Source organism: Type-D symbiont of Plautia stali (assembly GCF_001485335.1).
In the GTDB taxonomy this organism is placed as follows: domain Bacteria; phylum Pseudomonadota; class Gammaproteobacteria; order Enterobacterales; family Enterobacteriaceae; genus Pantoea; species Pantoea vagans_C.
The window spans coordinates 18,155-43,843 of sequence record NZ_BBOC01000019.1 but is presented as its reverse complement, the minus strand read 5'-3'; the positions used below and the strand labels follow the sequence as shown (position 1 = coordinate 43,843).

General features: G+C 54.1%; 25 protein-coding genes. 13 read left to right on the top strand and 12 right to left on the bottom strand.

Annotated features, from left to right (window positions below):
• Window position 1 precedes the first annotated feature (1 nt).
• Window positions 2–1,216: an acyl-CoA dehydrogenase family protein gene (locus PSSD_RS08405; RefSeq protein WP_058970531.1), complete on the top strand. Its 1,215-nt coding sequence runs from the start codon at window positions 2–4 to the stop codon at window positions 1,214–1,216.
• 51 nt (window positions 1,217–1,267) lie between these two features.
• Here PSSD_RS08405 and PSSD_RS08400 read toward each other — a convergent pair whose 3' ends face one another.
• Complete coding sequence (locus PSSD_RS08400) at window positions 1,268–2,215, bottom strand: sulfonate ABC transporter substrate-binding protein (RefSeq protein ID WP_058970528.1); 948 nt, start codon at window positions 2,213–2,215, stop codon at window positions 1,268–1,270.
• 250 nt (window positions 2,216–2,465) lie between these two features.
• Between PSSD_RS08400 and PSSD_RS08395 the strand changes: the two genes are divergently transcribed.
• Complete coding sequence (locus PSSD_RS08395) at window positions 2,466–4,523, top strand: FUSC family protein (protein WP_058970582.1); 2,058 nt, start codon at window positions 2,466–2,468, stop codon at window positions 4,521–4,523.
• 13 nt (window positions 4,524–4,536) lie between these two features.
• Window positions 4,537–5,232: an aspartate/glutamate racemase family protein gene (locus PSSD_RS08390; protein ID WP_039330210.1), complete on the top strand. Its 696-nt coding sequence runs from the start codon at window positions 4,537–4,539 to the stop codon at window positions 5,230–5,232.
• A 120-nt stretch (window positions 5,233–5,352) separates the two neighbouring features.
• On the opposite strand, the gene PSSD_RS08385 is transcribed toward PSSD_RS08390, so the two are convergent.
• From PSSD_RS08385 to PSSD_RS08360, 6 genes are all read right to left on the bottom strand, one after another.
• The gene (locus PSSD_RS08385) at window positions 5,353–6,624 is read right to left on the bottom strand and encodes an alanine racemase (protein ID WP_058970525.1); all 1,272 of its coding nucleotides are present in this window, start codon (window positions 6,622–6,624) and stop codon (window positions 5,353–5,355) included.
• An 11-nt stretch (window positions 6,625–6,635) separates the two neighbouring features.
• Window positions 6,636–7,373: an amino acid ABC transporter ATP-binding protein gene (locus PSSD_RS08380; protein ID WP_058970522.1), complete on the bottom strand. Its 738-nt coding sequence runs from the start codon at window positions 7,371–7,373 to the stop codon at window positions 6,636–6,638.
• A complete protein-coding gene (locus tag PSSD_RS08375; RefSeq protein ID WP_039330205.1) occupies window positions 7,370–8,014 on the bottom strand; it encodes an amino acid ABC transporter permease in 645 nt (214 codons plus the stop codon). The genes PSSD_RS08380 and PSSD_RS08375 overlap by 4 nt, the downstream gene beginning before the upstream one ends.
• Complete coding sequence (locus tag PSSD_RS08370) at window positions 8,011–8,748, bottom strand: amino acid ABC transporter permease (protein WP_058970519.1); 738 nt, start codon at window positions 8,746–8,748, stop codon at window positions 8,011–8,013. The genes PSSD_RS08375 and PSSD_RS08370 overlap by 4 nt, the downstream gene beginning before the upstream one ends.
• Window positions 8,749–8,800: 52 nt before the next feature.
• The gene (locus PSSD_RS08365) at window positions 8,801–9,625 is read right to left on the bottom strand and encodes an ABC transporter substrate-binding protein (protein ID WP_039330201.1); all 825 of its coding nucleotides are present in this window, start codon (window positions 9,623–9,625) and stop codon (window positions 8,801–8,803) included.
• A 139-nt stretch (window positions 9,626–9,764) separates the two neighbouring features.
• On the bottom strand, window positions 9,765–10,157 hold the full coding sequence (locus tag PSSD_RS08360) for a RidA family protein (protein WP_039330199.1): 393 nt from the start codon (window positions 10,155–10,157) through the stop codon (window positions 9,765–9,767).
• 382 nt (window positions 10,158–10,539) lie between these two features.
• Between PSSD_RS08360 and PSSD_RS08355 the strand changes: the two genes are divergently transcribed.
• The 3 genes from PSSD_RS08355 (at window position 10,540) to zigA (ending at window position 14,052) form a co-directional block, all read left to right on the top strand.
• A complete protein-coding gene (locus PSSD_RS08355; RefSeq protein ID WP_039330197.1) occupies window positions 10,540–11,292 on the top strand; it encodes an IclR family transcriptional regulator in 753 nt (250 codons plus the stop codon).
• A 247-nt stretch (window positions 11,293–11,539) separates the two neighbouring features.
• Window positions 11,540–12,646 (top strand): ABC transporter substrate-binding protein, encoded by a 1,107-nt coding sequence (locus PSSD_RS08350; RefSeq protein ID WP_058970516.1) that lies wholly within the window; start codon window positions 11,540–11,542, stop codon window positions 12,644–12,646.
• A gap of 194 nt (window positions 12,647–12,840) precedes the next feature.
• Entirely contained in the window at window positions 12,841–14,052 is a 1,212-nt protein-coding gene (gene zigA, locus PSSD_RS08345; RefSeq protein ID WP_058970513.1) for a zinc metallochaperone GTPase ZigA, read from the top strand.
• 109 nt (window positions 14,053–14,161) lie between these two features.
• On the opposite strand, the gene PSSD_RS08340 is transcribed toward zigA, so the two are convergent.
• Window positions 14,162–14,833 (bottom strand): O-methyltransferase, encoded by a 672-nt coding sequence (locus PSSD_RS08340; protein WP_058970510.1) that lies wholly within the window; start codon window positions 14,831–14,833, stop codon window positions 14,162–14,164.
• 81 nt (window positions 14,834–14,914) lie between these two features.
• Here PSSD_RS08340 and PSSD_RS08335 point away from each other — a divergent pair, with 81 nt between their 5' ends.
• The gene (locus PSSD_RS08335; protein ID WP_058970507.1) at window positions 14,915–15,553 is read left to right on the top strand and encodes a TetR/AcrR family transcriptional regulator; all 639 of its coding nucleotides are present in this window, start codon (window positions 14,915–14,917) and stop codon (window positions 15,551–15,553) included.
• 137 nt (window positions 15,554–15,690) lie between these two features.
• Complete coding sequence (locus tag PSSD_RS08330) at window positions 15,691–16,512, top strand: Cof-type HAD-IIB family hydrolase (protein ID WP_058970504.1); 822 nt, start codon at window positions 15,691–15,693, stop codon at window positions 16,510–16,512.
• Between the two features lie 112 nt (window positions 16,513–16,624).
• Here PSSD_RS08330 and PSSD_RS08325 read toward each other — a convergent pair whose 3' ends face one another.
• On the bottom strand, window positions 16,625–17,512 hold the full coding sequence (locus tag PSSD_RS08325) for an SDR family oxidoreductase (protein ID WP_058970501.1): 888 nt from the start codon (window positions 17,510–17,512) through the stop codon (window positions 16,625–16,627).
• A gap of 103 nt (window positions 17,513–17,615) precedes the next feature.
• On the opposite strand from PSSD_RS08325, the gene PSSD_RS08320 reads away from it, so the two are divergent.
• The gene (locus tag PSSD_RS08320) at window positions 17,616–18,440 is read left to right on the top strand and encodes a helix-turn-helix transcriptional regulator (RefSeq protein WP_058970497.1); all 825 of its coding nucleotides are present in this window, start codon (window positions 17,616–17,618) and stop codon (window positions 18,438–18,440) included.
• Here the strand turns inward: PSSD_RS08320 and PSSD_RS08315 are convergent.
• Window positions 18,382–18,813, bottom strand: coding sequence for a winged helix-turn-helix transcriptional regulator (locus PSSD_RS08315; protein WP_058970495.1), 432 nt, complete (start codon window positions 18,811–18,813; stop codon window positions 18,382–18,384). The two genes, PSSD_RS08320 and PSSD_RS08315, sit on opposite strands and share 59 nt — an antisense overlap.
• Window positions 18,814–18,922: 109 nt before the next feature.
• Between PSSD_RS08315 and PSSD_RS08310 the strand changes: the two genes are divergently transcribed.
• Window positions 18,923–19,972, top strand: coding sequence for an NAD(P)-dependent alcohol dehydrogenase (locus PSSD_RS08310; protein ID WP_058970493.1), 1,050 nt, complete (start codon window positions 18,923–18,925; stop codon window positions 19,970–19,972).
• A gap of 40 nt (window positions 19,973–20,012) precedes the next feature.
• Here PSSD_RS08310 and PSSD_RS08305 read toward each other — a convergent pair whose 3' ends face one another.
• Window positions 20,013–20,930: a formyltransferase family protein gene (locus PSSD_RS08305; RefSeq protein WP_082672293.1), complete on the bottom strand. Its 918-nt coding sequence runs from the start codon at window positions 20,928–20,930 to the stop codon at window positions 20,013–20,015.
• Between the two features lie 104 nt (window positions 20,931–21,034).
• Window positions 21,035–21,478 (bottom strand): ester cyclase, encoded by a 444-nt coding sequence (locus tag PSSD_RS08300; RefSeq protein WP_058970489.1) that lies wholly within the window; start codon window positions 21,476–21,478, stop codon window positions 21,035–21,037.
• 109 nt (window positions 21,479–21,587) lie between these two features.
• Between PSSD_RS08300 and PSSD_RS08295 the strand changes: the two genes are divergently transcribed.
• The 3 genes from PSSD_RS08295 to PSSD_RS08285 all read left to right on the top strand — a co-directional run bounded on the left by PSSD_RS08295 (window position 21,588) and on the right by PSSD_RS08285 (window position 25,178).
• Window positions 21,588–22,499: a LysR family transcriptional regulator gene (locus tag PSSD_RS08295; RefSeq protein ID WP_058970487.1), complete on the top strand. Its 912-nt coding sequence runs from the start codon at window positions 21,588–21,590 to the stop codon at window positions 22,497–22,499.
• A gap of 67 nt (window positions 22,500–22,566) precedes the next feature.
• Window positions 22,567–23,208 (top strand): aspartate/glutamate racemase family protein, encoded by a 642-nt coding sequence (locus PSSD_RS08290; protein ID WP_058970485.1) that lies wholly within the window; start codon window positions 22,567–22,569, stop codon window positions 23,206–23,208.
• 134 nt (window positions 23,209–23,342) lie between these two features.
• On the top strand, window positions 23,343–25,178 hold the full coding sequence (locus PSSD_RS08285; protein ID WP_058970483.1) for a methyl-accepting chemotaxis protein: 1,836 nt from the start codon (window positions 23,343–23,345) through the stop codon (window positions 25,176–25,178).
• Window positions 25,179–25,689 lie beyond the last annotated feature (511 nt).

The following is a 25,689-nucleotide window of genomic DNA, read 5'->3' as shown; positions in this document are numbered from 1 at the left end:
CATGAGCTTACTTTCAACAGGTACTGATTACGCTGCGCTGGCAGCCCATTTCCGTCCGTTGTTTGCCCGTATTGCCGAAGGCGCAGTGGCGCGCGAACGCAGCCGCACCTTGCCGCATGAAGCCCTGACGTGGCTGAAAGAGGCTGGCTTTGGCACTGTGCGTATCCCCAAAGAGAAGGGCGGTTGGGGCGCATCACTGCCGCAACTGTTCCAACTGCTGACTGAACTGGCGGAAGCGGATTCTAATCTGCCGCAGGCGCTGCGTGCGCACTTCGCTTTCGTCGAAGACCGCCTGAACCAACCTGACAGTGCAGAGCGCGATCGCTGGTTCGGCCGTTTTATCGACGGAGAGCTGGTGGGCAGCGGCTGGACGGAGACTGGCGTGGTGAAACTCGGTGATGTGATCACGCGCGTCACGCCGGGGGCAAACGGATGGACCCTAAGCGGCGAGAAGTTTTACAGCACTGGCACGCTATTTGCTGACTGGATTGACGTCTATGCGCGTCGCAACGACAACCAGGGTGACGTGATCGCTCTGGTGAGCACTCACCAACCGGGTGTAACGCGTGAAGATGACTGGGATGGTTTCGGCCAGCGCTTAACCGGGAGTGGTACCACGCGCTTCGATAATGCGCATGTTGAACAAACGCATGTGTTCGATTTCGCCACGCGCTTCCGCTATCAAACGGCGTTCTATCAGCATGTGTTACTGGCTACGCTGGCGGGGATTGGCCGTGCGGTGGCACGAGACGGCGCGCAGGCGGTTGCGGCTCGCAACCGCATTTACAGCCACAGTAACGGTGGTGCGTCACGCGACGATGTGCAGGTATTACAGGTGATAGGCGAGATCACCAGCCTGGCATTTGCTGTTGAAGCCACGGTGATCCGTGCAGCACATTCACTGCAGTCAGCGTATGAAGCCCACTTAAGCCACGATGAAGCACAGCTTCTCGCCGTGAATGCGTTGGCGGAAGCGGAAGCCGGGCAGGCACAGGTGATCGCCAGTGAACTGGTGCCGCGTGCTGCTACTGAGCTGTTTAATGCGCTCGGTGCGTCGGACACGCGTATCAGCAAAGCGCTGGACCGCCACTGGCGTAATGCGCGTACGGTGTCATCACACAATCCGGTGATCTATAAAGCGCGTGATATCGGTGGCTGGAAGGTGAACGGCACGCCGCCAACCGGGATTTGGCAGATTGGCCGCGGAGGCGAATAAAAGCCTGTAGGGAGAGGCGGCCTTCAGGCCGCCCATTATGAAAAAAGCAATCTACTTCTTATCCAGCGACCAGGTCGCACTGCGCACATCCACTTTCACCGGCAGCAGTCCTACGCGGGTAAACGTATCTGCCAACGCTTGTTGCTCGTCGAATACCTGCGGAGTCATGCGCGTGGCACCGTAAGGCAGCCGTTTTAAGGTGGTTTGCCAGATGGTTTTATCCAGCCCGGTGGATTTTGATAAAATCGCGGCTGCCTCATCCTGATGCTGGTTCGCCCAGTCACTCAGTTTGCTTAACTCATCCACCACCTGTTTAGCCGTATCCGGGTGGCCCTCCGCAAACGGGCGGCTGGCGAGATAGAAGGTGTAATGCGGCACTAACCCTTCGGCATTGCGAATTTCACGGGCATCGGCGTTGGCTTCCACTTCAGCCAGGAACGGATCCCAAATCACCCAGGCATCAATCGCCCCTTTCTGGAAGGCGGCACGCGCATCGGCGGGTGGCAGATAAACGGGTTTCACATCTTTGTAGTGTAAACCGGCATCTTCCAGCGCCTTCACCAGCAGATAGTTAACGTCAGATCCTTTATTCAGGCCAACGCGTTTACCTTTCAAATCTGCCACGCTTTTAATCGGGGAATCTTTAGGCACCACAATCGCTTCGGTTTTTGGGTTAGCAGGGGAGTGGCCAAGGTAGATCAAATCGGCTTTGGCGGCTTGCGCGAATGCTGGAGGGGCATCGCCAGTGGCGGCCAAATCAATGCTGCCGACGTTCAGCCCTTCCAGCATCTGCGGACCGGCGGGGAACTCCACCCAACGCACATTGATGCCTTCTTTTTTGAAGGTTTCATCCAGCGTGCCGCGATACTTTAGTAGTGCGAAGATATTGGCTTTCTGATAACCAATGGTGACGGTTTCTGGGTTGGCGGCAAAGGCATGCGCAGAGAGCAGGCCGATGCTAAGGGCCAGAGCGCTCAGAACAGGAATTTGAGTTTGCATGATGAGTCTCTCGTGGTTTTTTCTCACCATAACAAAGCGCTTATATAACCAATAAATAACTAATTTCGATCGCTTATAACCTAATTTTTGTGATCGCGATCATTCACTGTAATCAGTATGTCATCTCAATTTGCATAGATGCCCAGATAATTAGCACGGTAATAATTTGTATAACAAATCAAAATGTCATATCGATAGTCTTCTGTCAGGATAGGCACTTACGTTGCCTGCTATGGGTTGCTTTCGCTCTATGAAGTGGTTTTCACAAAGTGCAGTGTTGTTCTCTGCCAAAACATGTATTGCTGCCTTTCTGGCTTTTTACATCGCTCTGGAACTCAATTTAGACAAACCGGCCTGGTCACTGACTACAGTGTACGTTGCCTCGCAACTCTATTCGGGGTCCACCGTTTCGAAATCGATATTTCGCTTCTTTGGCACCGTGCTCGGCGGCTTGTTTACCTTGCTGATTTATCCCACCACCGTCGAGTCACCGATGCTGTTTAGCCTGTGCATTTCACTGTGGGTGGCGGTGTGTCTTTATCTGTCCCTGCACGATCGCACACCGAAAAGCTATGTGTTTATGCTGGCAGGTTACAGCGCGGCCATCATGGGTTTCCCCGATGTCACTGCGCCCACAGAAATCACTTATACGGTGATTTCACGCATTGAGGAGATCACGGTTGCCATCATCTGCAGTAGCCTGGTACACCGCTTGATCATGCCAGTGTCGATGCGGAATCTGCTGGAGCAGAGTGTCAGTCAGTGGTACCAAAACGCGCGCAAACTGTGCAGCGAATTAGTGACGGCAATGCCTGCTGAGAAATCGCTGGAGCGCGAAGATATCCTGGTGCAGATGGCTAACTATCCGCTCAATGTCGAGACGCTGATTACCCACTGCGTGTACGAAGGCGATGCGGCGCGCCGCCTGGTGCGACTGGTCAGCGTGCAGTATCAGCATCTCTCTTATCTTATTCCTACGCTGACAGCCATTGAGTCGCGACTCAACCTACTTGCACAGCAGCAAATCCGCTTTCCTGAGCATGTTGCAGAGGCTTTCCAACAGTTTTTGTTATGGCTGAATGGCGATGATAGCGTGCCGGTGCGCGATATTCTGACTGTGTCACAAGCGCAGTTAAAACAAGCCTGGCAGGAAGGGCGCTTAAACAGCGAAGAGAGTATTTTGCTGATTGGTTTACTGGAGCGTTTGCTTAATTTCGTGCGCATCGCGGATGCCTATCAAAGCGTCAGCGAGCGCGTGAGTGAGTGGACACCCACCGTGAAGGCGGGCAAACCTGCACGCGCGCACAAGCACGTTGATAAGGGATTACTGCTGCTCTCTTGTTTCACGGCCTTCTTTGCCACCTTCGCCACCTGCCTGTTCTGGATTGGCAGCGGCTGGAAAGATGGCTCGACGGCACCGATGATGGCCGCAGTGCTCTGTTCCTTCTTCGCGGGAATGGATAGCCCAATAGCGCCGATGAAACTGTTCCTGAAAGGGGTGCTAATCTCCATGGCGATTAGCCTCCTCTACGTCACGGTGTTGATTCCGCAAGCGGTGACATTTGAGGCAATGGTGATATGTCTGGCTCCCGGTTTGTTTGCTTTGGGATTAGTGATTGCTAATCCTTCGACCAATCTGATTGGTTTGATCGTGGCGACACAGATTCCCGGTTTGATCGGCATGAGCCATCACTTTAAGCCAGATCTTCTGCTTATAGTGAACGCGATGATTTCGACGCTGGTGGGCATTGTTATCGCCCTGGTGCTCACGCTGCTGATCCGCAACAAGCGCCCATCCTGGACGGCGAAACGCGCGGTACGTAAAGGGATTCGCGATTTACTGCAGTTCATCGCGGTGCTGCGACTGAATACCGTCACCATGACGGCCCGCCAGCAGTTTGTCGCGCGGACGCTGGATAAGGTCAACATCATCTTGCCGCGCAAACGCGTTGATCCTTCACCCGACCTGATATCTGGCGGGAATCTGATTGCCGAAGCCTGGTTAGGGGCTAACTGTTATGACTACTACACCCGACACAAGGCGCTGTTGACCGCAAATGGAATTGAAAGTGCGGCTATGTTCCATGAGCTAAGTGTGTTTCTAAAACAGCGTCTGAAGTCATTGCACACGCAGCCTCAGCCCGCGCTTTTAGAGGAGCTGAATCGTCTGTTACTGCGTCTGGATGCGGGTGCTCGCCAGGAGCAGGCCCTGTTCGCGCCGATGTTCCATCTGTTTAATGTTCGCTTATCGCTGTTTCCTTCAGCGCGCTGGCCAGAAATCCCGTACAGTGCAGAACAAGCTCTATAAAGGATGATGACAAATGAAAATGATTGGCTTAATCGGTGGTATGAGTTGGGAATCAACGGCGCTCTATTACCGCATTATCAATGAACAGGTAAAGCAGCAGCTCGGCGGATTGCACTCGGCGCGTAGCCTGATGTACAGCGTCGACTTTCAGGAAATTGAAAAGTTGCAGGTTGCGGGTGAGTGGCAGCAAGCCGGTGAGATTCTGGCGGATGCGGCGCGCAGTCTGGAGAAGGGTGGGGCAGATTTTATCGTGCTCTGTACCAACACCATGCACAAAGTCGCCAGTCAGATTACCGATGCGGTGGGTATTCCGCTGCTGCACATTGCGGATGCCACGGCGCAGCGCATCCACCAGGCAGGCGTTAAACGCGTAGGGCTGCTGGCGACCGCGTTTACCATGGAGCAGGATTTCTACAAAGGTCGTCTGGCGCAGTCTGACATTGAGGTGCTGGTGCCTGCTGCCGAAGGGCGCAAAGCAGTGCACGACATCATTTATCAAGAGCTTTGCCTCGGTATTATCCGGGAGGAATCGCGAGCACGTTACCGTGAGATTATTGCTGAGCTGGTGGACCAGGGTGCCGAAGCCATCATTCTGGGCTGCACGGAAATTACTTTGCTGGTGAAGGCTGAAGATGCCAGCGTGCCGCTGTTTGATACCACATTGATCCACGCCGAAGACGCGGTGAAACTGGCTCTGGCAGGAAAATAACTAGCCTGCTAATTATAATTTGTGTTATTATTTATTCATTGAAGGCACAACGTCTGACCCCACATGGTCGTACAGGGATGTGCCAGAACTGGCTGCCAGTGTTGGCAGCCTTTTTTGTGGTCAGAATGCTGTTTCCAGTGAATCTGTGACGCAATATTGGTCATCCACCAGCGGCAAATAACGCCATTTATCGAATGCCGTGCAGGGATGTGAGATACCGCATCCTACCCAATCCCCCGGTTGCAGCGTTTCATCATCAGGCAACAGTAAATAAGCGTGCTGATCATTCACGTCACTGATCCTCAGGTGGGTTGCGTTGCGTGCTGCACTCCCATCAGCGTTGCGAATCCATAATGGATTAGGCAAGTCCTGATCAAAAGGCACATCACGGCGACCAAAATCAACAAATGCCAGTCCCGGTTCAGGGCGGGATAACACGCGTCCCCAAATCTCCAGCGCCGCTTCAAAATGGTGATGAGCGCCAGGTTGCGCGAACGGCGCGATACGCGCATACAAACCGCTGTCGTGCGCCATGTAGGCGCCGGAGCGAATCAGTGGTGTCATCGGCAACGGCAATGCAGCTGCGGTAAAACACTCCGTCACCACATCAAACCACGCGCCGCCGCCAGCACTCAGAATGATGTGTTTACTGCTGAACAACTGTTTCTCCGCCAGCAGGGCGGCCGTGTTCACCATCATCTGGCAGTAATCTTTGACCTTTTGCATTCCCGCCGCATCGCGGCCCGCCCCGAGCGCGCCTTCGTAACCGGCTACACCCACCAGATTCAGCGAGGTGCTGGCCTGGATTGCCTTGGCAATCGCCAGCGCTTCCGACTGTGAACGGCATCCTGTGCGCCCACCGCTGACCGATATTTCCAGTAGCACGGAAATGCTCGCGCCACCAAGATGCTGCTCCAGCAGTTTGACGCCCTGCAGTGAATCGACGTAGCACAGGAATCCGTGATCGGGATGCTGCTGTTGCCATTGGCCTATCCAGCGTATGCCTGCCGGATCGACCAGCTCGTTGGCGAGAAACACGTTACGAATGCCGAACTGGCGCAGCGCTCGCACTTGCGCTGGCGTCGCGGCACCTAATCCCCATGCGCCACCTTCAGCAATGGCGCGGCGTAAAATGGCGGGAGACATCGAGGTTTTGCCGTGTGCCGCTAACATAACCCCCTTTTCCCGACAAAAAGCTGCCAGTTGGTGCAGGTTATTCTCCAGCGCTGACTGCTTCATGATCATCAACGGTGAGAACACCTCATCACTGCTGAAAATGTCGGTGCCCTGCGCTAATGGCGCGTTACCTGTCCCCGCGACAGATTTAAAACGCGGTGCGGATTGCGGGGCATCCAGCAATCCGTCCGCGTGCAGTGGAAATTGAATCGACATGCTCTCTCCTGTTAGTGCTCAAGCACGCGCGATAAAAATTGCTGGGTACGCGGGTTCTGCGGATTAACAAAGATCTGCTCCGGGGAACCCTGTTCAGCGATGACACCCTGATCCATAAACACCACGCGGTCAGCGGTTTTGCGCGCAAAGCCCATCTCGTGAGTTACCACGACCATGGTCATCCCCTCGCGTGCCAGGCTGCGCATCACTTCCATCACCTCACCGACCAGTTCCGGGTCCAGCGCTGAGGTGGCTTCATCAAAGAACATAATTTTGGGTTCTACCGCCAACGCACGCGCAATGGCCACGCGCTGTTGCTGACCGCCGGAAAGCTGCGCTGGATAGTGATGCGCGCGCTCGGCGAGTCCAACACGCGTCAGGGCAGCCATGCCGCGTTTGTTGGCTTCGGCTTCAGACAGTTTTTGCGCTTTAATCAACGCCAGCGTGACGTTACCTAACGCGGTTTTGTGTGGGAACAGATTGAACTGCTGGAACACCATGCCCACGTGGCCGCAAATCTCGCTGCTGCGTTTACGGTCATGCAGCGGCACTTTATTCACCCAGATTTCACCGCCGTCGGCCGTCTCCAGGCCACTCATGATGCGCAGCACGGTACTTTTACCGGAACCGGAAGCACCAATCAGCACCAGCACTTCGCCGGGTGAAACATCGAGGCTGATCTCTTTCAGTACTTGGGTCGAGCCAAAGGATTTGGTAACGCGGCTCAGCGTAATCGCGGATTGGCTCATGATAACTGGCTCCTGGTTTGATGATGTTGAACCCAACGTGACAGTGGGAAGCAAATGGCGAAGTAGAGCAGGGCCACCAGACCGTAAATCACCACCGGCTGCCCGATGCGATCGACAATCGCCTGGCCTTGATGCATCAGTTCGGACATGCCGATCATGCTGACGATCGAGGTGTCCTTAATCAGCGAAAGATACTGACCTGCCAGCGGCGGTAACACGATGCCACGTGTTTGCGGCAGCACTACACTCATAAAGGTTTGACGTTTGGAAAGGCCAAGAATCCACGACACTTCCCACTGACCTTTTGGTACGGCTTCAATCCCGGCACGGAACACTTCGGCGATATAAGCGCCTTGATAAATACTCAGTCCCAGGATCCCGGCGGCAAACAGGTTAATCTCGTAACCGAAGTAAGCGACACCGAAGTAGATAAACATCAGGGTGATCAGCACCGGCGTGCCACGAAACAGCTCGGTGTAGAGCACAGCAATCTGTTTAGCGACCGGCAGCCGACTGGTGCGCAGCACCGCAGCCAGCAAACCGAGCAAGGTACTGCCGATGATCGCAGCGATGGACAGCAACAGCGTGATACCCAACCCCTTGAGCAGGATGGGGAAAGAGCTGATGATTAATTCGCTCATAACGCATTCTCCCGTTTCACTGGACTAGTCAGCCATTTTTTTGCCCACCACCAGGCGGACTTTTTTACCGGTGTCACCAGCGGCGGATGGAACATGCGCCGTCCTGCTACCGTGCCCAGCCAGGAGAACAGATTGCTCAGCACCAGATACACCAGTGCGACGACGCTAAAGGTCTGGATATAAAGCAGAGTACGGGCATTGATCACCGTCGCGGTCCCGGTCAACTCTGGCAGCGCAATGGCTGAAAGCAGCGAAGTGCCGAGCAGCAATTGAATCAGGTTATTGATAATCGCGGGCCACACCGCACGTGCTGCCTGAGGTAACACCACGCTGATAAAGATCTGCCGACGCGGAATGCCGAGAATATAGGCGGCTTCCAGCTGTCCTTTTGGCACCGACTGAATCCCCGCGCGGAAGGTTTCGGACAGGTAGGCCCCGACGTTGATCCCTAGCGCCAATATGCCCGCTGTAAAAGCACTCATGGTGATACCGAGAGAGGGCAGGCCGAAGAAGATGATGAAAATCTGCAACAGCACAGGCGTATTACGGATAAATTCGACGTAGCAGTGGCTGATCCAGCGTAGTGGGGCAACAGGCGACGACTTCGCGAGTGCCGACAACAAACCCAGTGCCACCGCCAAAATGAAGGCCAGCAGCGTCACCTGTAATGTCAGCCAGGCGGCTGCCAGAAAGGTGTCAGCGTAACGCCACAGGGTTAGCCATTGATAATTCATGGTTTGACTCCTTCGAGCGGCGCGATAGCAGCTATCGCGCCGGGGCAATCAATTAAAACTGCGGGTTCAGCGGGTAACGTGGTTTGCTGCCAAACCATTTCTGATACAGCTGGGCGTTCTCACCTGATGCGTTGATTTCAAACAGGAACTCATTGAGGTAGTTGGTCCACACCTGATCACCCTGTTTCACGCCAAAGGCGTTATATTCCAGCGGTACCAAGGCTTCGTTGGTCACCGTCAGAGTGGGGTCGAGTTTGGCCTGATAGGCGAGGAAGTTGTTATCTTCGATCATCGCATCAGCCTGGCCTTGTTTAACGGCGAGGATGGCGGCCTGCGATGAGTCGTACTCTTGAATTTTCACATCAATGCCGAGGTTGCGGACTTCATCACCATTGGTGGAGCCTTTCACGGTGGCAATCGTCTTACCTGCCATATCGTGTGCAGATTGAATGCCGCTGTTTTTACGCACCAGCATCGCTTCACTCGCCACCACATACGGGTTGGTGAAACCGATCTCTTTGGCACGTTCCAGATTGCGCGTGAAGTTACAGAACACCACATCAACTTTGTTAGTTTGCAGGTTAGGAATGCGGTTCGCGCTGGTGGTGTTCACCATCTCCAGCTTCACGCCCATCTCTTTAGCCAGTGCTTTCGCGAGATCCACGTCATAACCATCCGGGTTGCCGTCTTTATCGTAAAAGCCAAACGGGGCAAAGCTCAGGCAGTCACCCACACGCAGCGTGCCGCGTTGTAGTACGTTCTGCAAAGCAGATTGCGGCGCGGCTCCCGCCTCTTTTTTCTCTTCAGTCGGGGTGCAGCCTGCTAAAACCAGTAACGCCAGCGCAGCCGCGCCGAATTTAAGCGATGTTGTGTTCATTTCATGCTCTCTTATAAAATTTAGACGAGACGGCTTACACCGATATTTCACAGAAAAATGAAAAGCATCAATTAATAACAGGCTGTCCTGGTGTGGGCGAAGAAATAAAAAATACGCCAGCCTGTTTTAACCGTAATAATTATTTACGATCGGCGCGGAAGCACTTCATGTCGACTTCCACTTTGCAGTCGACCACTAAATCCTGCACGCTACAAATACGTGCGGGTGGGTTTCCGCTAAATATCTCACTGAATACTTTATTAAAGGAGCTGAAATAGCGCGCGTCGGTTAATACGGCTGTGACGTGCACTACATCTTCCACGCGATAGCCCGCCTCGCGCATGATGTTCAGGCAGTTATCGAACGCCAACTGCGTTTGTTCAATGATGCCGCCTTCTACTACTTCACCGTCGAGCATGGGGGTCTGACCCGAGATATACAGCCAGCCATCGGCTTCTACGGCGCGCGCGAAGGGCAATTTTTGCCCACCGGTGCCGGTTCCGCCTTCAATGCCATAACGTTTAATCGCCATGCAATTCTGCCTCTGTTTCCGTGTTGATTGGTTGTCCGGTATATCAGACTGCAATCTGCAATACCGGATAGGGCAAGATTTGCACAGGAAATTGGCTTTTGCAATATGTGACGCGCTATTTAATTTTTTGTGATGTCGGCGGGATCGCAAAATAAATCTCTTTGCATAATTTTGCTTAACAGGAATGTGACCGTTGTCGTGATTTCCCATTTATAAAAAATAAGGCGTGCGCCAAAATGAGGCCCCATAATAGGTCGTCATAATATAACGGGCGTGACGACTTTTTATTTTTACGGGGATGGGTAATTGTTGCATTGGGGTGTATGATGCATCTCTTTTTTAGCGTATTCCATTCGCAGACATGCAACAGGGGAGTGAGCGTATGCCGGATGAAAAACCGTCCCGGGCGCGCGGCGTTGACCGGGTTATTGATATTTTTCGTCAACTGCATATTGCCCGTCAGCCGATGGCGATGCGGGATCTGATTGATGCCACCGGCGCACCGCGTTCCAGCGTGTATGAGCTGGTAAGCTTATTGAGTGAAGCGGGTCTGGTGGAGTTAGATGCTGAAGGCGCGGTGTTCTTTGGTCGTGAAATGCACTATTACGGTGCGGATTATATGGCGCATAACGATCTGATCCGGCGCGCACATCAACTGATGGTTGAGATAGTGGCACGTCACGGCGAAACCATTCAGCTTTGCATGCTGGAAGGGGATAAATACACGGTGGTGCTGTCTGAAAGCAACGCTCACCCGTTCAAGATCAGCTCCGATATTGGTGTGCGAGTGCCGATCACCTGGACGGCAACGGGACGTTTACTACTGAGTAACTGGTCGGACAGCGCCATTCTCGATCTGATCCCAGAAGAGGATTATCGTCTTGCCAGCGGCCAGATTCTCGATAAACAGGCCTTTCTTGATGAGATCCACCATGCGGGCAAACTGGGCTACTGCATGACGGAAGGGTTATCCGAGAGTTTTACCTGCTGCATGGCGGCACCAATCCGTTCGCGTAGTGGTCAAGCGGTGGCCGCAATCTGCTTTATGGTCAGCCGCGATACCCCGCAAGAGCGTCGCCAGATGTTGTTGCAGGAGCTGATCACCTCTGGGCAGAAGCTGTCCGATTTTACGTGATGCTGTTTTCCGGTGCGCATCAATGCGCACCCTACGAAAACCGCGATCGATCGTCGTAGGGTTGCCATTTATGGCAACCGAAAAGCGCTTAGCCGACACGCCTTACGCCATTGATGGCGACCCTTATCATTCCCACTCTTTGTCGCATTCCGTTACTACCCATTGCCCTGACGTTTATTTTCACTGCTTAAGGTTGTGTTAAGGTAATTGATAATAATAACTATTCTTTTTACCACGGAGTTTTAGGATGAAAACGCGCCTGCTACTGGCAATGGGGTTACTGGCTTCCACCGCGGCTTCGGCCACGACTTACCCGCTCACCGTCACCGACATGGACGGTCATACGCAAACCATCAATAAAGAGCCGCAACATATCATCCTGCAGGATGGTCGCGATATTCTGACGCTGGCACTGCTGGACCGCGATGATCCTTTTAAACGCGTCGTCGCGTGGAATAACCTGCCGAAAAAACAGGACACCCAAACCTGGGATCTGCTGAAGGGCAAATGGCCGGAAGCGACCAAAATTGTTGATATGGGCTTTAGCGATCAAGGCCAGGTGAATCTGGAAAGCGTGTTGGCGCAAAAACCCGACATGATGATTGCTCAGCTGCGCGCAAAACCGGCACTGGAGCAGTCTGGCGTGCTGAATACGCTGAACAACCTGCATATCCCGGTGGTGTTCGTGGATTACGAACTGCATCCTGCGCAGAATACGGCACCCAGCGTAACGCTGCTGGGTAAGATCCTGAACCGCGAAAGCCAGGCCAAAGCCTACACCGACTTCTACCAGCAGAAGTATGATCACATCATGAAAGGCGTGGCTGAGGTAAAGAACAAGCCGACCGTCTTTATTGAGCCGATTGCAGGTAACAGCGATAACTGCTGCTTCACGCACAGTCACAACGGCTGGGGTGGGTTAGTAGAAGCGGTAGGTGGCAAGAATATTGGTTCTGAGCTGCTACCGGGCAATGCCGGATTTGTAGCACTGGAAAAAATCATCGCGATGAAACCTGATGTTTACATCATGTCAGGCTCTAAGCGTCCAAACACCAATGTGCTGCCATTCGGTTATGGCGTGCAGCCGAAAGAGATCAACGCCACTTTCCAGACGCTGCTGAAACGCACGGGTCTGGCGCAGATTGAGCCAGTAAAAAATGGTCGTGTATATGGCGTGTACCATCATTTCTATAACCATCCGTACAACATCATCGGAATGGAAATTTTGGCGAAAGACCTCTATCCGCAGCAGTTCGCCGATCTCACGCCTACCGCTGATTTCCATACTATTGTGAAAACCTTCACCAAGTTGCCAGACCAAGCCATTGACCTGAGCTACCCTGACAACAAGTGATTCTGTTGAGTGGGAGGCTGAGGGCTCAAGGCTTCTCATCTCTGCCTTTGTGGTCGCCATTATTGGCGACCCAACCACCAATAAAAAATCTCTGACAACATGACATTCGATATTGTTATGTTATAACATAACAATAAACAGGGTTGCGATCAGCTCGCTGACGCAACTGGATTGGTCATTTTGAAGGAGTTGCAATGTCATCACTACCCCCAGACTTTAAAAAATTGCCCGTCACGGTGCTCTCGGGTTTTCTTGGCGCAGGAAAAACCACGCTGCTCAACCACATTCTTAATAATCGCGAAGGTCGCCGCGTGGCGGTGATCGTCAACGATATGTCGGAAGTCAACATTGATGCAGCGCTGGTGCGAGAGGGCGGGGCAGAGTTGTCACGCACCGATGAGAAGCTGGTTGAGATGAGCAACGGCTGCATCTGCTGCACACTGCGGGAAGACTTATTACTCGAAGTGGATCGTCTGGCAAAAGATGGTCGCTTCGACAATCTGGTCATTGAATCCACCGGGATTTCTGAACCTCTGCCGGTGGCGGAAACCTTCACCTTTGCCGACGAAGAAGGGCAGAGCCTGTCAGAGGTCGCGGCGCTCGACACCATGGTGACCGTGGTGGATGGATTCAATTTCCTGCGTGATTATGAATCCAGTGAGAGCATTCAGTCACGTGGCGAATCCATGGGTGAAGAAGACGCGCGTACCGTGGTGGATCTGCTGGTGGATCAGATTGAGTTCTGTGACGTGCTGATCCTGAATAAAACCGATCTGATTGATGAGGCGGAAAAAGCGCGCCTGATGGCGATTCTGCGTTCGCTAAATCCTCGTGCGCGCATTGTCACTTCTGAATTTGGCAAAGTGCCGCTCGATCAGGTGCTCGATACCGGTTTATTTGATTTCGAAGCGGCTTCGCTCGCGCCCGGTTGGTTGCAAGAGCTGCGCGGTGCACACACGCCAGAAACCGAAGAGTACGGGATTCGCAACTTCGTATTTCGTGCGCGTCGGCCATTTCACCCCCTGCGTTTTGCTAAGGTCATCGAAGGTGATCTGCAAGGGGTGGTGCGCTCGAAAGGCTACTTCTGGCTCGCCAGCCGCCCACACCATGCCGGTTCCTGGTCGCAGGCGGGCGGTGTGTCGCGTCAGGGGTTAGCGGGTTTGTGGTGGGTAAGTGCGCCAAAAGAGCGCTGGCCGCAAGACGCCGAAACGCTGGAATACATCATGGAAAACTGGGTGGAAGGCAGTGGTGATGCGCGCCAGGAGTTGGTGTTTATCGGTATTGAGATGGATGAATTGGCTCTGCGCAGCAAGCTGGAACAGGCGCTACTCACCGACGAGGAGATGGCACAAGGAAAAGAAAAGTGGGCAGAGTATCTGGACCCGTTTGAGCCTTGGTTTCAGTGAATAAAAGCCGCTTCGGTCGCCATAAATGGCGACCCTACAATGATTGTGCGCTGTTTTCGTAGGGTGCGCATTCATGCGCACCGACATTAATATTCACTTTTTGCACTGATTACTGTGAACGTCCCAACCACATTGATACTTCTACACCGTCATTAAAGGGCAGAGACATATAGCCGCGTCCGCTCTGCACACGCTCCAGATACTCGGGGCTGAAATCGGCATCATCGGCGATAACCAGCGCGCCTGGGCGGAGATGTGGCTCGACCAGCGCCAGTATTTCTGGGTAAATCGCCTTCGCGCCATCCAGCACCAACATATCGATCACATCAGGCAGATCGCGGCTCAAGGTGTCGAGCGCATCACCAACGCGTACTTCAATCAAATCACTCACACCGGCATCGGCGAAATGGTTACGTGCCAGCGCGACTTTTCCCGGTTCGAATTCACTGGTGATGATCTGACCGCCGCCGTTATCGCGCACAGCGGCTGCCAGGTGCAGCGTCGAAATACCAAATGAGGTGCCAAATTCCACGATGGTTTGCGCGTTGCTGCTGCGCGCCAGCATGTACAGCAGTTTGCCGGTTTCACGCGATACCGCCAGCGGCACATTTTTCAGATGACCATAAAGTTCGAGGTAGTCCGTTTTACTCTGCATCAGGCGATTTTGCTCTTCATCAGACATGACGCGAAAAGCTTCATTGGTCGGATGCGCCATGTTGTCAGCCAGCTCGAACAGATAGTTGAGCAAAGGGGCTAAGGGCGCAGACGTTAAGGTATTCATGATGTTTCTCCGTGGATTTCTCTGTGCGAACAGAATACGATGAATCATTCGCATTTCACTATTCGTGTTCAGGAGCGAGCGATGGCTGAGCGTCGTAACACTAAGATTTCAGAGAGAAAAAGGCCGCAACAGGCACGCTCCAGCGAGCTGGTTTCTGCCATTTTGCAAGCCGCTACTCAGGTTCTGGAGCTGGAAGGTGCTATACGATTCACCACGGCACGTGTCGCGGAGCGTGCGGGCGTCAGTATTGGATCGCTCTATCAATATTTCCCCAATAAAGCGGCTATCCTGTTCAGACTTCAAAGCGAGGAATGGCAGCGAACCGGCGATCTGTTGGGATCGATTTTGCGCGATCGCAGCGTTCCGGTGCGTGAACGGTTGCACCAACTCACACGTGCTTTTTTGCACTCAGAGTGTGAAGAAGCGGCGATGCGCACCGCGCTCAACGATGCAGCTCCCCTGTATCGTGATGCGCCGGAAGTGGCGGCGGCGCGTGCGGCGGGCGAAAGTGTAGTGGGTGATTTCCTGCAGGAGTTGTTGCCAAATCTGGATGAACATGCGCGCCTCAGGGCGGCAGATTTGATCAGCAGCACTCTGGGTAATGTCGGTAAACATTTTTCCGAAACGCCGCGCTCTGATGCCGAAATTCAAGCCTATGCCAGCGATATGGCAGACATGTTCTGTGCCTGGATCAGGGAATTGGGGGCAGAATTGCAGTAAAACATGGGCCTGGAAATCTCTGAAAGCAGTAAACAATCTGATTATTCGCATTCTCATTAATCCACACCGCGAGTAAGCTTTATGAAAACCTTTTCACAGCCGGATGGAAACACGGCCAGCAGATACGGGAGAGCAAAATGGCAGTAAAAATGATTGCAGTGGATATGGATGGCACTTTTCTCGACGATAACAAGCAATACAACGCACAGCGCTTTTCGCGTCAGTATGCGTTGCTGAAAGAGAAAGGCATCCGTTTCGTGGTCGCGAGTGGCAATCAGTATTACCAGTTACAACGCTATTTCCCTGAGATCAAAGATGAGATCGCCTTTGTTGCCGAAAATGGCGCATGGGTCTCTGACAGCAATGAAGAAATTTTCTGCGGCCAACTGGCACCCGAGCGTGTGCATCAAATTCTCGATATCCTCGCTAAAGAGCCGGACATCAGCACCGTAGTATGTGGCCGTAACGGCGCGTATGTGCATACCTCGATGCCTGAAGAGGTCATTGCGATGTTAGCCAATCACTACCATCGCTTGGAAAAACGCGACAATCTGTATGACATCGATGACACCATCTTTAAGTTTTCGCTTAACCTAGCGCACGAAGGGGTGGATGCGTTACTTGAGCGCCTGCACGCTGAGCTGGGTGCGATTGAAAACATCATGCATCCGGTCTCCAGTGGCTTTGGCTTTGTTGATTTGATCATTCCCGGCTGCCATAAGGCGCACGGCATTGCGCTGCTGCAGGAAAAATGGGGCATCGATGACTGTGAAGTGCTGGCGATCGGTGACAGCGCCAACGACCTCGAAATGCTGCGCCAGGCCTGCTACAGCTTTGCGATGGCCAACGCCGCCGAAGCCGTCACCGCTGTGTCGCGCTATAAAACCGACAGCAACAATGACGAAGGCGCACTGAACGTGATTGCCCGTTTGCTGGCCCGCGAAGAGCCGTTTGGGTAAATATTCCAGGTGCGCATTAATGCGCACCTTACGAAAACCGCGTTCGATCGTCGTTGGGTTGCCATTTATGGCGACCGGAAAGTGCTTAACTGACATGCATGGCAGTTTTACCTCAGGAAAAATAACCCGCTTCGCGCATATCCTGCAGCAGACCTGGCCCTGTCGGCTGCCAGTCAAAGGTTTGGCGCGTCCATTCACTGGAAGCTGGGTTATCCACGGAGGCAAAGAAGGCCATCCAGCCGAGCCACGTTTTAGCCTCTTCCTGCGTCAGGCTTTTGACCGGCAAGGATAAGCCGGTGCCAATGGTTTCGGCGATTTGGCGAAACGCGATGCCTTCCTCCTGAATCGCATGCAGAATTGTCCCGGCTTCTGCTTTCTCCGCCGCCAGACAAAACAGCTCAGCAGCATCATCACGATGCACCGCGGGCCAGCGATTGCTGCCATCACCGATATAGACCGCCGCCCCTTTCTCCTTCGCCATATTGATGATCATCGGCACAAATCCGTGGTCTCCCGCGCCATGCACGGTAGGTGGCAAGCGTACCAGCGACACGCGAACCCCTTTGTCGGCCATCGCCAGTGCAGCGATATTAGAGTCAGAGCGGGGATGACCGCCGGAAACCGGTTGGGTCTGTTCAACGGCGAGACGGCCGGGCGACACCAGTGCGGTGCCGGTGGTGACGACCAGTGGGCGGTTAGATCCGGCGAGCACCTCGCCCATGGCCAGAATCGCTTGTTGATCGATCGCCGCCGCATGATCCATGCGGCTGAAGTCATGGATGTAGCCGGCATGAATCACGCCGTCACTCTGTTCAACGGCGCTGCGTAAGCTGGCAATATCCTCTAAATCCCCGCGTATCACCTGTACACCCTGGTGTTGCAGTTTTTCGGCGGACGCGTCACTGCGCGCTAACCCGAGTACGTCCACGCCACGCGCCTGTAATTTTTTCACAATGGCAGAACCGATAAATCCGCTCGCGCCGGTCACAAAAAGTCGCATATTGGTACTCCTCTTTCTGGCTGTTGAAGCACTATGATAAAAGTCTGCGGCGCGGCGAAAAGTCGTGAGCTTATACAGGTATATGCACTAACAGGATAACGCCATGTCTCTGCAAGACGACAATCTGCTCGGAAACTATCTGCGTGAACGCCGCCAGCGGCTGGATGCCGGCAAACTCGGTTACCCGCTGCTGCGACGTCGCACGCCCGGATTACGCCGTGAAGAAGTGGCGGTGCGCGCGTGCGTCAGTACCACCTGGTACACCTGGCTGGAACAGGGGAGAGGAGGCGCGCCCTCAGAGGAGGTGTTGGAGCGTTTAGCCAAAGCGCTGGAGTTGAGCGCCGCCGAGCGTGACCACCTGTTCCTGTTGGCACAAAATCGGTTGCCGGGCGTGACCTGGCAGGCGGGTGTGGATGTCTCACCCTCGTTACAGCGGGTGCTGGATAGTATGACGCACACTCCTGCGCTGGTGAAAACCGCAGAATGGCAGGTGGTGGCCTGGAACCATGCGGCAACCAAAGTGTTTGTGGATTACGCGCAACTGCCGCCGGAGCAGCGCAACATTCTGCTGATGATGTTCAGCAATGAAGAGATGAAAAAGCGGCTGCCGGATTGGCATCAAGTCACGCGTGGCATGGTGGCAAACTTTCGCGCTGACGTCGCCCGTACCGGCGCAAGTGAACATGTGCGGGCGCTGGTGGACGAACTCTGTGAAATGAGTGAGACCTTCCGCCAACTGTGGCAATCGCAGGAGGTGAGCCAGCACGGTGAAGGGATCAAACAATTGTGGTTACCCGACGAAGGCGTGCTGGAGTTGGAGTACAGCACCTTCGCCGTTGAGGGTAAACCCGGGTTAAGTATGGTGGTGTTCAATCCTCGCTTGCAGAGGGATGGTGAGACGGTTGCACGCTTGATGGCGCGTCCGTAGCGGCGCGTAAGTTGGCTTCCATGGCATCCAATGCGACCTGATTTTCCAGCCCCCACTGATACATCTGCTCAATAGGTTGCGCGAAGGTCAGCCCCAGCGGCGTTAAGCGATAATCCACTTTGGGGGGGATCACATCATAAACGTGGCGCGCAATCAGGCCACGCTGCTCCAGCTCTTTCAACGTTTGAAACAGCATTTTCTTGGAGATGCCCTGCAAGCTACGCTGCAGTTCGCCGGTGCGCGCTCGCCCATCGGGCCAGTGATAAAGCGCATGAAGTACCATGCTGCTCCACTTCAGCGAGAACAGATCCATCAGGCGGCGCGGCGGCGAATCCGCGAAAAAAAACAGCTTTCCATCGACCCATGCTGGCATGGAAATCTCCTCTTATGGTTACCATTTGGTAACTACTATCATTATCGAACCAGGTTGACTATAGTCTGCCGCCTTCCATTCAATAACGCCAGCTCATGGCGGAGGCAGCATGAAAATCAACGCATTAGTCGCACAAGACGCAGCTAAACCTCTGGTATCCAGCCAGATAGCGTTGCGCCCACTGCAACCCCAGGATGTCAAAATCGATATCCTTTACTGCGGCGTATGCCACTCCGACCTGCATATGGCGCGCAATGAGTGGGCGGTCAGCCGCTATCCGCTGGTACCTGGTCACGAGATTGTGGGTCGGGTAAGGGAAACCGGTGCTGCGGTAACTAACTTCAAAGTCGGTGATGTGGTGGGTGTCGGGGTAATGGTCGATTCCTGCCGTGAATGTCACTTCTGTCAGCTGCAGGAAGAGCAATACTGCGAAGCCGGTTTTACTGCCACCTACAACGGCATTGATAAACACACGGGCGACAGCACCTGGGGCGGCTACGCGCAGAATGTGGTGGTCGATCAACATTTTGTGGTGTCAGTCCCACAGAACTTGCCGCTGGCAGGCGTCGCGCCATTACTGTGTGCGGGCGTCACCGTTTGGTCGCCGCTGCGTCATTTTAAGGTTCAGGCGGGTGATAAAGTTGGCGTGGTGGGCTTGGGTGGTTTGGGCCATATGGCGGTGAAGCTGGCGAGCGCGATGGGTGCGGAAGTCACGTTATTTACCACTTCACCACAAAAGGGTGCGGATGCGAAACGTCTGGGCGCCAGCCGTGTGGTGGTATCGCGGGATGCAGAGCAGATGGCGGCAGCACAAACCTCACTCGATTTCATCATCGACTGTGTTTCAGCACCACACGATCTCGATCCTTATCTTGCCACGTTGAAAACCAATGGTCGTTTAGTGCTGGTCGGTATCCCCGATCAACCCCATCAATCCCCTGACGTGACGCCGATGGTCTTCCGTCGCCTGAGCATCAGTGGCTCTTCAATTGGCAGCATTAAAGAGACGCAGGAGATGTTGGATTTCTGTGGCGAACATAACATCACGGCGGATATCGAATTAATCGCTGGCGAAGCGGTAGAAGATGCCTTTGCACGTATGCTGAAAGGCGATGTGAAGTATCGTTTTGTGATTGATGTAGCGGCCACGCGCTGGTGATAAATGTTGGCGATTTCAGCCTGAAATCGCCATCAAAAAGCTAGCTCAGCTGCATTCCATCATGCAGTGAAAAGTGCTGCACCAGTTGCGCCGCACTGAAATTGTCGTGATGCGATAACCCCGCCGCGACAATCTCCAGTACATTCTCACCGCAGGCGATATAAAGCGGCTCTGTAGAGAGAATCGTGCCCGGCGCATGCTGATGCGGCTGGGTAATGACGCGGCTTTTCCACACGATAAAGCGCTGATCGTCTACCTCGCTGTAAGCGCCTGGCCATGGGTAGGCGACTCCCCGAATAAGCCGATGAATATCGTCCGCCGATTGCTGCCAGTGAATGTGGCCATCTTGAGGTTTTCTTTGACCAGGCTCACTGGCCAGCGCTTCATCTTGTGCGCGCTCCACCAGACTCCCGGCCTGCAAGCCACGCAGCCACGCTGGTAGCTGTTCACGCGTGGTGCGCACCAGTTTGCGATGCAGTGACAGTGCATCATCTTCGTCGGTAATGACAACACGGCTTTGCGCCAGGATCGGCCCGCCGTCAGGGATCGGGCTGATGCGATGCAATGTCACGCCGGTTTCGCGTTCGTTACGAATAATCACCCAGTTGAGATGCGCTCTGCCGCGATAGGCCGGCAAGAGGGAAGCGTGAACATTGAACGCGCCTTTTTTTGCCGTAGCGATCAACGCAGGTGAGAGCATTTGCCGATACGATAAGGTGAGAATCGCGTCGGGCTGCAAGGAGGCGACCATCGCGACCCATTCCGGCGTGTTGATATCCTCGGGGCAATACACTGGAATCTGTTGCTGGTGGGCCAGCGCTTCAACCGATGCAAAGAAGCTATTCTCTTGCTGGGCTCCGGCGTGGGTGAACACGCCAGCCACATCAAATCCCACTTCCTGCACACTCTCTAGCGCCGCGCATCCCATTTCGTGATACGCACATAAAACGACTCTCATTTTACTGCCTGCTCATGCTGATTAACGTCTGCTGCCAAGCATAGCAGGAGAAGATTATGCCTGGCTTAAACCGCTTCGATTGAAATGCGCCGATTTTCTGAGCACTACTTTGCTTGTGGCGGGAACTGGCCAATCTGCTGGAACATCGCCATCCAGTCTTCCATATGCCAGGTGGTCGTCACGCGCTCGCCGTTAAGCAGGTGAAATTCATGTAGCCGCACGCTGATGCGCTTGCCGGTGGGCGCGATGCCCATAAATTCCCCCTGGTGCGTGCCGGTAATTTCAGCGCGTACCGCTATTTTTCCTGGTTCCTGTAGCATGTCGTGCACGATGATGTTGATATCGGGGAAGGCCGCGAAAAAGCCTGCCAGCAACGGCTTGAAACCTTCAGGACCGGGCCCTTGTCCAGGCGCCAGCGGAATATCTTGCCAGTCGGGTGTGACCGCCAGATCCAGCAGATTCGGGTTTTTATCACTGAAAGCACGATACAGATTTTCTACCGCTGCACGTTCAGCTTGCAGGCGAAAAGTGGGTTGAGTCGCAGACATGTTAGACACCTTTTGATGAGTTAGCGGTGCAGTTCACCGGCTTGTGCAGTATTCCCGAAGCTGCCACTATCAATCCAACAAATGAACGGTATAGAGCATTATACAAAAAATGAATTTTGATGGTTTCGATCTCAATCTGCTGGCAGCATTCAATGCGCTCATGCTGGAACGTAACGTCACTAAAGCGGCCGCACTGGCCGGGGTGAGCCAACCGGCGATGAGTGCCGCTTTGGGTCGCTTGCGTCGTGCGTTTGATGATCCGCTCTTTATACGCAGCGCCGAGGGGTTGCTGCCGACCGCGAAAGCACAGGAGATCGCCATTCCGATTGCTGAGGCGTTAGGGCAGGTACGTCAACTGATGAAACCCGCTGAGGTATTTGATCCCAACGCGAAACCGCGCACTTTCACCTTGGGATTGACGGAATACCCACTGCATGTGCTGTTACCGGCATTAACACAAAAGCTCGCGGTACTCGCGCCCAACTGCACGATCCACGTGCGTTATTTTATTGACCGCGATGAAGTGGTGGCGCTGCTGGACGCCGGCAAGATTGATATGGCTGTCGGCGTCCCGCCGACCAAAGCAGAAAACCGTATTCTTTCCCAACCGCTGTTACGTGATGATTTTGTCACCATGGTGGGACGCGATCATGCGATCGCGGGTGAGAAAATGAGCCTGCAGGCATTTTTGTCGATGCGGCATATTCTGGTGTCACCCGAGGGCCAGCATTATGGATTGGTGGATCAGAAACTGCGCGAGCAGGGGCTGGCAAGAACCATCAGCCTGACGCTGCCCACCATGTTTACCGTCCCCGATCTTCTGCGAGGCACGGATTATGTGGCGACGGTGCTACGCCGAGTTGGCACCACATATGCTCACCAGCAAGATATCATCATGTTCGAACCACCGCTGACGCTGCCTTATGTTCCCTTTGATCTGCTGTGGCATCGCCGCACTCAGGATAGCGCGGCGCACCGTTGGTTGCGGCAGGCGATCCAGGACGTGGGAAGTGGCGTATAGTGGCATCATAAAAATAATGTTTCAGGCCGTTCTAACCATACAACATCAGACCAGGAGTCCACTTTTCATGCTGGGGATTATTCGTGTATTAACCCATCCGGATCAGCACTTTGTCGAAGAACATGCTCGGCTGATCCATCAGGAATACGGTATCAATGCCATCAGTCGGGCGATCCCCGACCAGCACAAAGGCATTTACGATGACGCCAGTGAAGCGCTGGCAGTGCCAAAAATTGTTGCGCTGGGCCAGCAGTTAGAAGCCGATGGCTGCAACGCGCTGTTTCTCAGCTGTGCGGCCGATCCGGGCCTGGCATCATTGCGTGAAGCGGTATCGATTCCGGTGATCAGCGCCGGTTCGGCATCGGCCAGCATTGCACGCATGCTCAAGCGTCCGGTAGCGGTGATGGGCATTGGCGCGGCGGCCCCTGCGCCATTTCGTCAGCTATTAGGTGAAGACGTGCGTTATGCCCGTCCTGAAGGGGTATTGAACACCACCGATCTCCTGAGCGCAGAGGGGCGGGCAAGTGCCTTGGCCTGCGCAGATAGTCTATATCGTGAAGGCATCGAAGTGATTGCTTTCTCCTGCACCGGTTTCTCCACCATTGCGTTGGGCGATAGCATTCGCCAACAGCTGGGCAAAGTGGCGGTGGATGCCGTCAGTGCGGCCGGTTTGTTTATCAGCCAACTCGCGCCTGCCACATCAAGATAAAAGCGTTGCGCCGTTGATGAACGGCGCACATCAATCCAAAAAATATTTGTACTACGGGCAATAAACAATTCCTGCCGCGTTCCGATAACTCCTCTCGCAAGCTCAACAAAAATAACAATCGCAGGGGAAGAAACATGGGACTGGTTTCACGATTACGCAATGTGCGCATTACCCGCAAATTGTCGGCAGGGTTCGGGATTGTGCTGTTGCTGGTGGCACTCGCGACGGGAATAAGCGTGCAGCGCTTCACCGCCATTCACGATATTTATCAGAAAACCAATCTGATATATGACATCAATATTGAGGTGTTTCAGGCCAAGATTAACCGCCTTAAATATCTCTATGGCGATGATAAATCGGGCAAAGTCATGGCCGATTACGTGACGCATGCACAGCAGCTAAACCGTGAAGCTAAACAGCTTAGCTGGACTGACAGCGCCCGTGCGCTGGTTGATGAGCTGGATACCCACCTCGCCAGCTTCCAGAACAGCATCGGCGCGATGACGCAGGCGACCCAACAATTAAACAGTCTGCGCACACAGCTTGATTCCCTGAGTCAGCAGGACATGACCTCACGCTACACTCAGCTGATCCGCACGCCGGTGACCAATCCCGAGCTCACCAATCAGATTTATGAGCAGCTGTTTGCCATTAGCAACGTGCGTGAAGAGGCATGGGCGCTGCGCTTCAATGTGACTGACACGCTGCGCAAAACGCTGCAAACCCATTACCAGCAGGCCGATCAAGGCATGAAAGCGCTGCTGGCTCAGCTGCCGCCGGAACAACAGGGCGGATTTACCGCGCTGTGGCAGGATACCGAACGCTTTAAAGATCTCAGTCTGCAAGCCGCCGACAGCTACGGACAATTGCGTCGTGCGGAAGACACCGTCAAAGTGGCGGGTGATAAGAGCAGTGCGGTGATCAAAAAGATCATCACCATAGTGAAAGAGCGTAACGATGAGCTGGCGAACGGTTCTGCTACGCTGTCGCTGCTGATTGGTGGTCTGGCGATTCTGTTTGGCGTGTTGGTGGCGTGGTACATCATTCGCCAGATTACGCGTCCGGTGTTCCATAATCTGGAGCTGGCGGAGCGCATCGCCAGCGGCGATCTCAGCTCGCAATTCACCACTGACCGTCACGATGAACTGGGCAAACTGACATCCGCAATGGGCCGTATGAACGATCGTCTGCGCAGTATGATTGGCGATGTCCTGAGCAGCGTCAGCAGCGTGTCGCAGGCCGCCAGTGAGATCAATCAGGGCAACCTGGATTTGTCATCGCGTACTGAGCAGCAGGCGGCAGCGGTAGTGGAAACCGCTGCGAGCATGGAGCAGTTAACGGCAACGGTGAAAAATAACGCCGCGAACGCCCGTCAGGCCAGTCAGATCGCCGCAGAAGCCTCGCAAAATGCTAATAAAGGCGGTATTGCTGTGCGTGATGTCGTGAGCACCATGGGCGAAATCTCGGATAGTTCGAAGAAGATTGCTGATATCACGGCGGTGATTAATAGCATTGCCTTCCAGACCAACATTCTGGCGCTGAATGCTGCGGTTGAAGCGGCGCGTGCCGGTGAACAAGGGCGTGGATTTGCAGTCGTTGCCAGCGAAGTACGTAACCTGGCACAGCGCAGTGCGGGCGCCGCGAAAGATATTGAACAGCTGATCAGCGAATCGGTCAGCCGTATCAGCAACGGTCACCAACAGGTGGCGCGTGCCGGTGAAACCATGGATCAAATTCTCGGCAGCATTGCGCGCGTGAACGAGATTATGGAAGAGATCTCCGCCGCATCCGACGAGCAGAGCCGTGGTATTGAACAGATTGCCCGCGCGGTCGGTGAACTCGATACCACCACACAGCAAAACGCCACGCTGGTGAGCGCCTCGTCGCATTCGGCAAACTCGCTGGAAGAGCAGGCAATGATGCTGGAGCGGCTGGTGGCGCAATTCCGCTTACAGGGCGCGGGGCGGTAATTTTCCGACGATTGCAAAGGCGGCCATCAGGCTTAATGCTTGTCAGTTAAGCGATGATGACAACGCCGTCTGGGGCCGCACCGGGGCTGGCGGTCCTCGCGCCGCTTCGCGGTGCCTTCACTTCACTCGTCTGCCTTACGGACCGGTGCCGATGGAACATCCATGTTCCAGCGCCACCTTTCGCCCGCGTCCTGCGGGCTCTCCTGGCATACTCGCTCAGCTCAGCGCTGCGGAATGCCAGCCCCGGTGCGGCCCCAGCCAGCTCATGAGCTTCAGTGCGACTTGTCAAAAAGGGCACATTGCCTGAGGCTATGACGCCGCCATTGTTATTTATAACGGCTTGAGGTGAGCGTCTTTTTTTAACGTCAGCAGTGCGACAAAACTCATCAGTGCGGTGAGCGATTGAAAATCGCTGTGGGTTCATAGTTTTAACTGATGAAAAGTCGCGTGATGCGGGCCATATTGCTGTTCTTTGCAGCGTTACGATAAGCTTTTGCACTATTAGTTAAGC